Source organism: Streptomyces sp. ADMS (assembly GCF_033441795.1).
Classification (GTDB): Bacteria; Actinomycetota; Actinomycetes; order Streptomycetales; family Streptomycetaceae; genus Streptomyces.
The window spans coordinates 33631-44641 of the sequence record NZ_JAVFVX010000065.1 but is presented as its reverse complement, the minus strand read 5'-3'; the positions used below and the strand labels follow the sequence as shown (position 1 = coordinate 44641).

General features: G+C 70.9%; 10 protein-coding genes and 1 pseudogene. 6 read left to right on the top strand and 5 right to left on the bottom strand.

Annotation, left to right across the window (positions count from 1 at the left end; genetic code table 11):
• Window positions 1-25 precede the first annotated feature (25 nt).
• Window positions 26-1039 carry a substrate-binding domain-containing protein gene (locus RB628_RS25830; RefSeq protein WP_318322900.1) on the bottom strand — a complete coding sequence of 338 codons (1014 nt, stop codon included), beginning with the start codon at window positions 1037-1039 and terminating at the stop codon, window positions 26-28.
• A 284-nt stretch (window positions 1040-1323) separates the two neighbouring features.
• On the opposite strand from RB628_RS25830, the pseudogene RB628_RS25825 reads away from it, so the two are divergent.
• From RB628_RS25825 to RB628_RS25805, 5 genes and pseudogenes are all read left to right on the top strand, one after another.
• Window positions 1324-2239 (top strand): annotated as a pseudogene (locus RB628_RS25825) (PfkB family carbohydrate kinase).
• Window positions 2240-2255: 16 nt separating this feature from the next.
• Window positions 2256-3152 carry a 5-deoxy-glucuronate isomerase gene (iolB, locus tag RB628_RS25820; protein ID WP_318322899.1) on the top strand — a complete coding sequence of 299 codons (897 nt, stop codon included), beginning with the start codon at window positions 2256-2258 and terminating at the stop codon, window positions 3150-3152.
• Entirely contained in the window at window positions 3152-5032 is a 1881-nt protein-coding gene (iolD, locus tag RB628_RS25815; RefSeq protein WP_318322898.1) for a 3D-(3,5/4)-trihydroxycyclohexane-1,2-dione acylhydrolase (decyclizing), read from the top strand. The genes iolB and iolD overlap by 1 nt, the downstream gene beginning before the upstream one ends.
• Before the next feature lie 55 nt (window positions 5033-5087).
• Window positions 5088-5243 carry a hypothetical protein gene (locus tag RB628_RS25810; RefSeq protein ID WP_318322897.1) on the top strand — a complete coding sequence of 52 codons (156 nt, stop codon included), beginning with the start codon at window positions 5088-5090 and terminating at the stop codon, window positions 5241-5243.
• 50 nt (window positions 5244-5293) lie between these two features.
• On the top strand, window positions 5294-6079 hold the full coding sequence (locus RB628_RS25805) for a GntR family transcriptional regulator (protein ID WP_318322896.1): 786 nt from the start codon (window positions 5294-5296) through the stop codon (window positions 6077-6079).
• Here RB628_RS25805 and RB628_RS25800 read toward each other — a convergent pair.
• Window positions 6043-8184 carry a penicillin acylase family protein gene (locus RB628_RS25800; RefSeq protein WP_318322895.1) on the bottom strand — a complete coding sequence of 714 codons (2142 nt, stop codon included), beginning with the start codon at window positions 8182-8184 and terminating at the stop codon, window positions 6043-6045. The genes RB628_RS25805 and RB628_RS25800 overlap by 37 nt on opposite strands.
• Before the next feature lie 101 nt (window positions 8185-8285).
• Here RB628_RS25800 and RB628_RS25795 point away from each other — a divergent pair, with 101 nt between their 5' ends.
• Window positions 8286-8876 (top strand): isochorismatase family protein, encoded by a 591-nt coding sequence (locus RB628_RS25795; protein ID WP_318322894.1) that lies wholly within the window; start codon window positions 8286-8288, stop codon window positions 8874-8876.
• A 30-nt stretch (window positions 8877-8906) separates the two neighbouring features.
• Here RB628_RS25795 and RB628_RS25790 read toward each other — a convergent pair whose 3' ends face one another.
• From RB628_RS25790 to RB628_RS25780, 3 genes are all read right to left on the bottom strand, one after another.
• Entirely contained in the window at window positions 8907-9146 is a 240-nt protein-coding gene (locus tag RB628_RS25790; protein WP_318322893.1) for a hypothetical protein, read from the bottom strand.
• Entirely contained in the window at window positions 9143-10717 is a 1575-nt protein-coding gene (locus tag RB628_RS25785; RefSeq protein WP_318322892.1) for an amidohydrolase, read from the bottom strand. The genes RB628_RS25790 and RB628_RS25785 overlap by 4 nt, the downstream gene beginning before the upstream one ends.
• A 62-nt stretch (window positions 10718-10779) precedes the next feature.
• Complete coding sequence (locus tag RB628_RS25780) at window positions 10780-11007, bottom strand: MbtH family protein (protein ID WP_318322891.1); 228 nt, start codon at window positions 11005-11007, stop codon at window positions 10780-10782.
• Window positions 11008-11011 lie beyond the last annotated feature (4 nt).

Sequence of the window (11011 nt, the reverse complement as noted above, 5' to 3'; positions counted from 1 at the left end):
GGTGCCGTTGTCTGACTCATCGAGATCACCGAGTGCCCTTCGCGGCGAACTCGGCGATCTCCTCGACGTTGGACTTGTCGACGAAGGCCGGACCGGTCAGCACGGGCTGCTCACCGCCACCGCTGTAGTTGCCGTTGTTCTTGAAGAGCCACATCGAGTCGACGGCCAGGTAGCCCTGGAGGTAGGGCTGCTGGTCGACCGCGAACTGGATGTCGCCCTTCGTGATGGCGTCGGTCATCTCCTTGTTGAGGTCGAAGGTCGCGACCTTGGCCTTGCTGTTGGCGTCGCCCACCGACTGCACCGCGGTCAGCGCGTAGCTGGCGCCGAGCGCGACCACGTAGTCAATGGCCTTGTCCTGGTTGAGCTTTGCGGTGATCGTCGACTTGACGGACGGCATGTCGGTGCCGTTGACGTTGAGGGTCTCCAGCGTGCCGGTGAACGTCTTCTTCACACCGTCGCAGCGCTGGGTGAGGCCGACGTTGCCCTGTTCCTGGATCACACAGACGGCCTTCTTGGAGCCGAGTTCGTTCAGCTTCTTGCCGAACGCCTCGCCCGCGACGGACTCGTCCTGGCCGAAGAACTGCTGGAGACCCAGCGTCTTCCAGTCACTCAGACCCGAGTTGAGGCCGACTACGGGGATACCCGCCGCCGTCGCCTTGGCCACGACATCCTTCATGGCGTCCGGCTTGGCCAGTGTGATGGCGATGCCGTCGACCTTCTGGTTGATCGCGGTCTGGACGAGGGTGGCCTGGTTGCCCGCGTTCGGGTCGGCCGAGTAGACGAGCTTGATGTTGTCCTTGTCCGCGGCGGCCTGGGCACCCTTGCGGACGATGTCCCAGAAGGTGTCACCGGGCGCCTGGTGGGTGACCAGGGCGACGGTCATCCGAGGGGTGGTGGCCTTGCCCGCGGAAGCGTCGGTGTCACCCTCCTCGGAGTCCTTGCCACCGGAACTGCTGGAACAGCCCGCGAGAACCAGGGCCGTTGCCGCGGCAGCGGCAACAACGGGGGCGATTCTGCGGGAGCGAGAAGAGCGAGCCATCTTTCCTGCACCTCACTGTGCGACCGGGGAGAGGGTGGGGATCTTAGCGATCCCGGGCCCGGGTCCCGGAGGTCCGGGCCGTGTGCCACGAACACGGCAAGTCGTGTTGGGACCGAATCCAAATCCTTGGAACTGTCCGCTGTCAATACTTTGTTAAGACATCATTTCACTAGCAGGTCAGAATGTAAGAACAAACCCTTGACAGCGTCACCCTCCGAGTCCTACACCTGGGAGACGACAGGCCCCTCGGGACCCGCATCCTCCGCAGCTCGAAGGAGCATCGCATGACCGAGTCAGCACCGCTCTTCGACCTGGTCACCAGGGGCCGCAGCGGAGTTGATCTTTCTCCGTCGCGGTCCGGCGCAACGCTGACCCTAGTGCAGACGTTCGGAAAATTTCTCGGTGGGTCGGCTGCCGACGTGGTCGTCTCGGCGGCCCGTACGGGCCACTCCTCGGCCGTGGTCACCCGGACGGGCGCGGATCCTTTCGGCGACTGTCTCCACCATGCGCAGAAGGAACCCGGGGCCGACGACCGCCGGGTGACACCGGTGGAGGGTCCGGCGACCCCGGTCACCTTCTGCGCGCTCCGTTCGCCGGAAGATTTCCCGCTGCCTTCCTGCCGCCGACCGACCGCACCTGGCCTGCGGGTACGCACCGAAGAGCCGGACCTCTCCGGTATCCGGGCCGCCCGCGTCTTCCGGATCACCGGTGCCGGTCCGAGCGAGGAACCGAGCCGCTCGGCCGCGCTCGCCGCCCTCAGGGCCCGCGACCGGACGGGCATCACGGTCCTCGGCCTGGACCGGCGTCCCATGTTCTGGGAAAAAACTGCCGACGCCCGCCCGTACTACGCCGAGAGGCTGCGCCACGCGACCGTGGCGGTGGACACCCCCGACGAGTACGAGATCGCCACCGGTGTGCGTGAACCGCGCGCCTGCGCCGGGGCGTTGCCGGCGGCCGGGGTCGAGCCGGCCGCCGTCAGACAGGGACCCAGGGGCGGATTGGCGGTGCCCCGCGACCGTCCGGGGGCGGGTGAAGCGTCCGGCGGTTTTCCGGGCCACGCCACTGCTGTCCGACCGGGAGCCGGAGCGGACCATGCGGTACGCCCACACGACCGGCGCCCTCGTCGCCTCCCACCCCGCCCGCTCGTCCACGATACCGACCCGGTCCGGGGTCGACGGCTTCCTCATGAGCCTGCCGTGAACAGGAGAGACAGACCATGACCCCCGCCCACCACCTCCCGGCAGGCAAGGCCCTCGGCGGTCCGTACGTCGTCGACGTCAACCCGGAGAAGGCCGGTTGGGGCTACTCCGGCCTCCGGGTGCTGGAACTGCCCCCGGGCGGCTCCCACACCCTCTCCACCGGCGACAGCGAGTGGATCGTGCTGTCCCTGAGCGGCGCCTGCACAGTCGACGCCACGGACGATTTCGGCCACTCCACCTTCGAGCTGCACGGCCGCGACAGCGTGTTCAGCGGCGTCAGCGACTTCGCGTACGTGCCACGGGACGCCCGTACGACCATCACCTCCCCCGCGGGCGGGCGCTTCGCGCTCACCGGCGCCCGCTGCACCCGGCGGCTGCCCGCCCGCTACGGGCCCGCCTCCTCCGTCCCGGTGGAACTGCGCGGCACCGGTAACTCCTCCCGGCAGGTCAACAACTTCGGCGCGGCCGGCGTGTTCGAGTGCGACAGGCTGATCGCCGTAGAGGTGATCACTCCCGGCGGGAACTGGTCGTCCTTCCCGCCGCACAAGCACGACGAGCACCGGCCCGGCGAGGAGTCCGTCCTCGAGGAGATCTACTACTTCGAGTTCGCGGACCACGAGGGAACACCGGGGCTCGGCTACCAGCGGGTCTCCCCGTCCGGCCAGGGCCGGAACACCGATGTGCTGGCCGAGGTGCACGACGGGGACGTCGTCCTCATCCCCGACGGCTGGCACGGGCCCTCCATGGCCGTGCCCGGCCACCACATGTACTACCTCAACGTCATGGCGGGCCCCGAGCCCGACCGTGCCTGGCTGATCTGCGACCACCCCGATCACGCCTGGGTCCGCGGCACCTGGCCCGACCAGCCCGTCGACCCCCGCCTCCCCCTCTACACGGCCCCGGAGAAGTCCTGATGAGCACCACCCCTACCCGCCGTCTGACCGTCGCCCAGGCGCTGGTGCGGTTTCTGTCCGTCCAGTACACCGAGCGCGACGGCGTACGCCACCGGCTGATCTCCGGCACGTGGGGCATTTTCGGCCACGGCAATGTTGCGGGTCTCGGTCAGGCGCTCCTGGAGGCCGGTGAGGACGCGATGCCGTTCCACCAGGGCCGCAACGAGCAGGCGATGGTCCACGCGGCCGTCGGTCACGCCCGCCAGCTGAACCGGCTCTCGACGCAGGCAGTCACCACGTCCATCGGTCCGGGCGCCACCAACCTCGTCACCGGTGCCGCCCTCGCGACGATCAACCGTCTCCCGGTGCTCCTGCTCCCCGGCGATTACTTCGCGACGCGCACCGCCGACCCGCTGCTCCAGCAGCTGGAACACCCGGTCGAGGCGGACCTCTCCGTCAACGACACCCTGCGCCCGGTCTCGCGATACTTCGACCGGGTGACGCGGCCCGAGGCGCTGATCCCGTCCGCGCTGAACGCCGTACGCGTTCTCACGGACCCGGTGGAGACCGGTGCCGTCACGCTCGCGCTGCCGCAGGACGTGCAGGCGGAGGCGTACGACTGGCCGGAGGAGTTCTTCGCCGAGCGCGTCTGGCACATCCGGCGTCCCGCGCCCGACCCGTACGAGCTGGCCGAGGCTGTGCGGGCCGTACGGGCGGCCGAGCGCCCCCTGATCGTCGCGGGCGGCGGGATCCACCACAGCCAGGCCGAGGAGGCGCTGAAGGCCCTGGTGGACGCCACCGGCATCCCCGTGGCCTCCACACAGGCCGGCAAGGGCTCCCTGCGCCACGACCACCCCGCCGACCTGGGCGGCATCGGCCACACCGGCACGGCCGTCAGCGACGACCTGGCCCGCACCGCCGACCTCGTCATCGGCGTCGGCACCCGCTACACGGACTTCACGACCGCCTCGAACACCCTGTTCCAGAACCCCGGCGTACGGTTCCTGAACCTCAACATCGCCGCCTTCGACGCCCACAAACTGGCGGCGCGGACGCTCGTCTGCGACGCCCGCACGGGCCTCACGGCGCTCACCGAGGCGCTGGCGGAGACCGGACACCGGGTGGGGCAGGCGTACGAGGACGAGTACCGGGCGGGCCGGGAGCGCTGGGACTCGGTCGTCGAGGCCGCCTTCCGGGGCGACGACTCGGCCGTGCCCACCCAGACACAGGTACTGGGCGCCCTGGACTCGGTCGTCGGCGACGACGATGTGATCATCAACGCGGCCGGTTCGCTCCCCGGCGATCTGCACAAGCTGTGGCGGGCCCGCAGCCCCCGCCAGTACCACCTGGAGTACGGCTACTCCTGCATGGGTTACGAGATCCCGGCCGGGATCGGCGTCCAGCAGGCCGCTCCGGACACCCCGGTCTGGTCGCTGGTCGGCGACGGCACCTATCTGATGATGCCGACGGAGATCGTCACCGCTGTCCAGGAGGGCCTGCCGGTCAATCTGCTCCTCATCCAGAACCACGGGTACGCCTCCATCGGCGGGCTCTCCGAGTCGGTCGGCGGCGAGCGCTTCGGCACCCCCTACCGCTACCGGGCCGCCGACGGCACCTTCACCGGCGCCCCGCTGCCGGTCGACCTCGCGGCGAACGCGGCCAGCCTCGGCATGGACGTCCTGCGCGCCAAGACCCTCGGCGAGCTGCGCACGGCCCTGGCGGCGGCCCGCGCCTCGGACCGGCCGACCTGCGTGTACGTCGAGACCGACCCGGCGCCGACCGCTCCCCCGGCGGAGGCCTGGTGGGACGTACCGGTCGCCGAGACCGCCACCCGCGAGTCCGCCGTACAGGCCCGCGAGGAGTACGACCGCCAGGTCGCCGACCGCCGCCGGCACCTCTGACTCACCGGGCCCCCTCCCTCCGAGGGGGTCCGCACCCCCTCGAAAGGCCCGCACGATGAAACCCATCACTCACCGGATCGACGGCAAGCCCGTGGAGAGCACGTCCGGCCGGTTCGGCGCCATCCACGACCCGGCCACCGGCGCGCAGGAGAAGCAGGTCGCCTCGGCCTCCGACGGCGGCATCAACCTCGTTCTCCCCAGCCACTCCTGACGCGCCGTCATTCTCTGACGCATCGTCATCATCCGAAGGGAGGTGCCCCGGTGGCGACACCCGGTGATCGTGCCCGTGCGATGTCCGGCTCCCCGCTCGACGCCCTGGACTTCACGCTGGACCGCTCCAGCCCGGTCCCGCTCTACTACCAGCTTGCTCAGCAGCTGGAGGCGGCGATCGAGCACGGGGTCCTGGCGCCGGGCAATCTCCTGGGCAACGAGATCGACCTCTCGGTCCGCCTGGGCCTGTCCAGACCCACGGTCCGCCAGGCGATCCAGTCCCTGGTGGACAAGGGCCTGCTGGTGCGCAGGCGAGGCGTCGGTACGCAGGTGGTGCACAGCCAGGTCAAGCGCCCGCTCGAACTGAGCAGTCTGTACGACGACCTGGAGGCGGCCGGGCAGGGGCCCACCACCCAGGTTCTGCGCAACGAGTGGCAGCCGGCGTCCGCCGAGGTCGCCGCGGCTCTCGGGGTGAGGGAGGGCAGCGAGGTCGCCGTACTGGAGCGGCTGCGCTGCACGCACGGAGAGCCGGTGGCGTTCCTCTGCAACTACCTTCCCTCGGGACTCCTCGAACTCGACGCCGCCCGGCTGGAGTCGACGGGCCTGTACCGGATGCTGCGCGCCACCGGCATCACCCTGCACAGCGCCCGCCAGACCGTGGGCGCCCGCTCGGCCACCGCGGCGGAGGCAAAACGCCTGGAGGAGCAGGAGGGTGCCGCCCTTCTCACCATGCAGCGCACGGCGTACGACGACACCGGACGGGCCGTGGAGTTCGGCACGCACATCTACCGGGCGTCGCGCTACGCCTTCGACTTCCAGTTGCTGATGCGGCCCTGAGTCCCGTCCCCGCCACCTGCGCCCTCTTCTTCCGTCCCCGTCTCCTCCGTGAGGTGGGCGAAGTCGGTGACGACGGGGGCGAGCCGGCCGCTCGTCCACAGGGGAAGCTGGTCGCGGTGGTGGGCGTTGCCGGGGATGCCGTTCGCGCCCAGGGGGACGATCCAGAGGCTGCTGTCACGGTCGGCGAGGTCCCACACGTACCGGGCGGAGGGGCCGCGCGAGCTGACGTCGGTGATGCCGGGGACGCTGGAGGTGGCGAGGACGCAGTCGTGGTCGCCGCCGAGGCCGGGCCACTGCTCCTCGCCGCCGGGGAGGACTCGTAGCGGGGCGAGGCGGTGCAGTTCGCCCCAGGTCACCGGATCCGCTCCGGCGGTCTCCTCCAGCGCCCCGACGAGGATGCCGGAGAGGTCGAGGCCGGGCAGCAGGTCGGTGGTCAGGAGGTTGTCCAGCGCGAACGCGACCTTGCCGGTGAGGTTCAGCCAGGGCTCGAACACCGCCGGATACGGCAACGGCCCGGCGAGGCTCCGCAGTTGCGGGGCCTTGGCGATGCGGCGTACGACGGCTGAGCGCAGGCGTGCGTAGTCGGCGGCGACCGTACTGCCGGCGTCCATGCGGCGGTCCCAGGCGAGGAGGCTCTCGCGCAGGCACGCGGCGGCGGGGGTGCGGGGGACGAGTCGTGCGACCTGTTCCAACAGGGGTGCGGTGAAAGGGAGTTGAGCGTCCATGTGGACGGCTCCCATCTCCGGGGCCGTCCACTCGTGGGACCGGCGGAGCAGTTCGGTGATGCGGTCGGCGCGGTGCGGCGGGGCGAACTCCGTGCCGAGGGGGGTGGCGAGGCCCCGGGCGTTGGCCATGACGGCCAGGTCGTCGACCTCGGCGCGCGGGGTGTCGTGGCGTCCCCGCCAGTCGTGCCCCGGCTGCCGGGCGGGCACGACCCGCAGCGTGTTGTCGCGGTGGCGGACAGGGACGTACCCGGCGACGCGGTGCAGCAGGCCGCCCTCCGTGTCGGCGGCGTGGACGACGTTCACGGGCTCGATCCAGCGGTCGAAGGCCCGGTCGACGTCGGCAACCGTACGGGCGTGCAGGAGGGCCGGGATCGCGGCGAAGCCGAGGTCGGCGGTGACGCGGGGCGGGTAGCGCAGGCTGATGACGGTCGCTTCGGCGCCGCTCGGGCCCGTGAGGTTGCCGGTGTCGCCGATGATCACCGGGCCACGTGCCGTCTCGATCACGTCGACGTCGACCGGGTCGCCGCCCGCGACCTCGACCGTCTCCCGGCGCCGGTGGAGCACGGGTCGCCAGCCGTCCGGGCCCAGCGCTTCGACCCGCCCGTCGTCCGTGCCGCGCAGCTTCTCCTCGTACAGGTCGTGGTAGTCGGCCATGGCATTGGTGATGGCCCAGGCGACCGTGCCGGCGTGGCCGAAGTGAGCGATGCCCGGGACGCCGGGGACCGCGAAACCAACGACGTCGAACTCCGGGCATGACAGGTGGAGTTGCTGATAGAAGCCGGGGTTCTGGAGGGGCCTGTGGGGGTCGCCCGCGATGATCGGGGCACCGTGTGCGGTGCGATGTCCGGGGACGAGCCAGCCGTTGGAGCCGGCGGTGCCCGGGCCGTCCGTGGCGAAGAGTCCGAGGGCGTGGATGCCGAGGCGGCGGGCGACCTCCTCGCGCCACAGCTTGGTCGGGAAGCCCGCGAACAGGATGTGATGGGCGAGCCAGACACCGAGGGGCGTCCACGGCCGCCAGGGCGTCGGCGTGAGCCCGGTCGCCGGGAACTCGGGCGCGGCTGCGGCCCCCTGCTCCAGACCGGCGTTGACACCGTCGACGTACGCCGTGACCCAGGCGGCGGTCGCAGGGTCGAGGGCGTCGAAGCAGCGCCGGGCGGTGTCGTCGAGGCGTGCCCGGCGGGCGAGGAGGTCCCAGGAGAGTGCGGGGGCGCCGAGAATGGCGGCGGCGGTGCCCTGGGAGCGGTGGCGTTCGACCTCGATCTGCCAGGCTCGGTCGCAGGCGGCGTTCCGGCCCTGCCCGTGGGCGAGCTGGAGGGGATCCGCGGCACGGAGGTGCGGGATGCCCCAGGCATCACGGTAGGTACGACTCCTGCTCGGCACTGGCCACCCCTTGACACCCGACACGGTAAGTTAGCTTAGGCTAAGCTAACTTCATGGGAAGCGGCTCGTGCACGCACGCCGTCAGGGGAAGGCACCACGCCATGGGCACACCAGTCGTCGGCTCCTATCCGATGCCCGACACCTCAGCCGTACCGCGCTCGACGCGTCCCTGGACCATCGATCCGGCGCGCGCCGCCCTGCTCGTCCACGACATGCAGAACCCGTTCGTCCAGGCGTTCCCGAAGGACTGCTCCCCCGTCGTGGAACTGGTCGAGAACATCGCCACCCTGCGCGAACTCGCCGGCACGCTGGGCATGCCCGTCGTCTTCAGCGCGGAAACCAACGCGGCCTCGATCGTCCCCCGGCTCGCTCCTCGCGTGGGCGAGCACCTGCTGCTGAACGTGCGCCACAACGCCTTCCTGCGCAGCCATCTCGGCCGGCTGCTGCGGGAGACGGGACGCGACCAGCTCGTCCTGTGCGGAGTCCGCGCCCACCTCGGCATACTGCTGACGGCGGCGGACGCCTTCATGCACGACATCCAGCCGTTCATCGTGGCGGACGCGGTGGCCGACTTCTGCGCGGAGGACCACGCGATGGCCCTCAAGTGGGTGGCGCGCACCGGCATCGTGTGCGCCACCGACCAGTTGCTGCGGGAACTGCTCCATGGAAAGGCCGCCGCACAAGGCTTCTGACGATACGTCAACACCCCAGCACCCTCCCGGCTACTGGGAACAGGGGCGCCCCGGGTACTCGGCGCTCTCCGGTACGCCCGCCGCGCGCATCCGGCGCAGCACCTCGCCTCGGACCGCCTCGTCGTCGATGTGGAAGGGGCAGTTGATGTCCCGGTCGAAGACCAGGACATCGTCGACGGTGTCCCAGAGCACCCACCTGGGTGCGTGGGGCGAGTCCTGCCACAGATGGGCGTAACCGCTGATGCCGTCGTTCGTCGTCGGAGCACTCACAGCGTCTTCTCCTCGGTCTCCCGGCCGTCGACGAGTGTCGCCACGACCTCGATGTCCCCGATGCGCGAGCTGTCGACGCTTCGGGGATCGTCTCCCAGCACGACCAGATCGGCGCGCTTGCCCGGCGTGACACTTCCCGCGCTGTCCTCCCAGTGGCAGGCCCAGGCGCCGTCGACGGTGTACGTACGCAGTGCCTCGTCGACGGTGATGCCCTCGTCCGGCCCGATCGACTGCCCTGACAGCGAGGCCCGTTCCACCATGAACTGCACGGCCCGCAGGGGCGACCCGTCCGCCACCGGCCGGTCGGAACTCCCCACCAGCCGGATGCCGTGTTCCAGGAACCCCCGCCCCCGGTAGAGCCAGGGCGCCCGCTCCTCCCCCATGATCGACGCGTAGTCGTCTCCGAAGTACCGCAGGAAGTTGGGCTGTACGACGGCCGTCGCGCCCAGCCGTGCCAGCCGGGGCAGCTGATCGGGCCGGATCAGCCCGGCGTGCTCGATCCGGTGCCGGGCGCCCGGCCGGGGCCGCAGCCGCTGCGCCTCCTCCAGCGCGTCCAGCGCGACGTCGGCGGCGCGGTCGCCGATGGCGTGCACGGCGAGCTGCCAGCCCGCGAGATGCCCGTCCACGACGGTCCGTGCGAGGTGTTCGGGGGACTCCTGCAACTGCCCTGCGGTGTCGAGTCCTTGATAGGGGCTGCTGAGTGCCGCGGTACGGGCCATCATGCCGCCGTCTGTGTACACCTTCAGCGCGCCGACGGACAGCCAGTCGTCGCCGAAGCCGGTGCGCAGCCCGAGGTCGAGGGCGCGCGGGATGCCGTCGGCCTCGTGCGCGGTGACGGAGTGGAGCCGGTCGGCGGCCACCATCAGCTGGACCCGCAGGGGCAACAGGCCCCGGTCCCGGGCGAGTTGGTAGGCACCCAGCTCGACCGGGCTGTTGCCGAGCAAGGCTCCGCCGATGCCCGCCTCGGCGCACGCCGTGACTCCCTCGGCAAGACAGGACCGGGCGGCCCGTCCGATCGCCTCCGCCAACTCCTCCTGGGAGTGCGGCAGTCGAAGTGCCCGCGCCGCTCCCATGGCCCCCTCGGCGAGGAAGGCGCCCTCGTGCGGGACCACGCCGGGGAGCAGTTCCAGCACCGGGCCGCTGACCGCGCAGCCGTGTCCGGAGTCGTGCATCAGGAGCACCTTGCGCCCGCCGGCGGCCCTGTCCAGCTCGGCGAGGGTCAGATGCCGGCCGAGCCCCCGCTGGTCGTACCCCGCGACGTCCACCCAGCCGCCGGGCGGTACCTGCGCGGCGGCCTCGGCCACGACCGCGAGCACGTCCTCGATCCGGACACACGGCGCCACCGTGGGTGTGGCCGCCTTGAACCCCGTCCAGGCCAGATGCACATGGCTGTCGATGAACCCGGGCAGCACGGTCGCACCCTGGAGGTCGACCACCCGCTGTGCGGGCAGCCCGGTCACCGCGTCGTCCAGGCCCACGATCCGGCCGCGCCAGATGCCCAGGTCGTGGGCGACGGGGTGGCCGGGGTCCATGGTGAGGATCCGGGCGTTGGTCAGTCGCGTGGTGAGCATGGGGAGTCAGTTCCTCGTTCCGGGTCCGAAGCCGATCAGATCCATCCGGTCCGGTCGTGGCTTCAGCCGGTCCGCTCCATGCGTTCCGCCAGGCTCTTGGGCCGCATGTCCGTCCAGTTGGTCTCGATGTGGTCCAGGCACTCCTGGCGGGGCGCCGGACCGTGGACGACGGTCCAGCCGGCCGGTACGTCGACGAAGTCGGGCCACAGGCTGTGCTGGCCCTCCTCGTTGACGAGCACGGAGTAGACGCCGTCGGGGTTCTCGAAGGGGTTGGTGCTGCCGGCGCTCATGGGG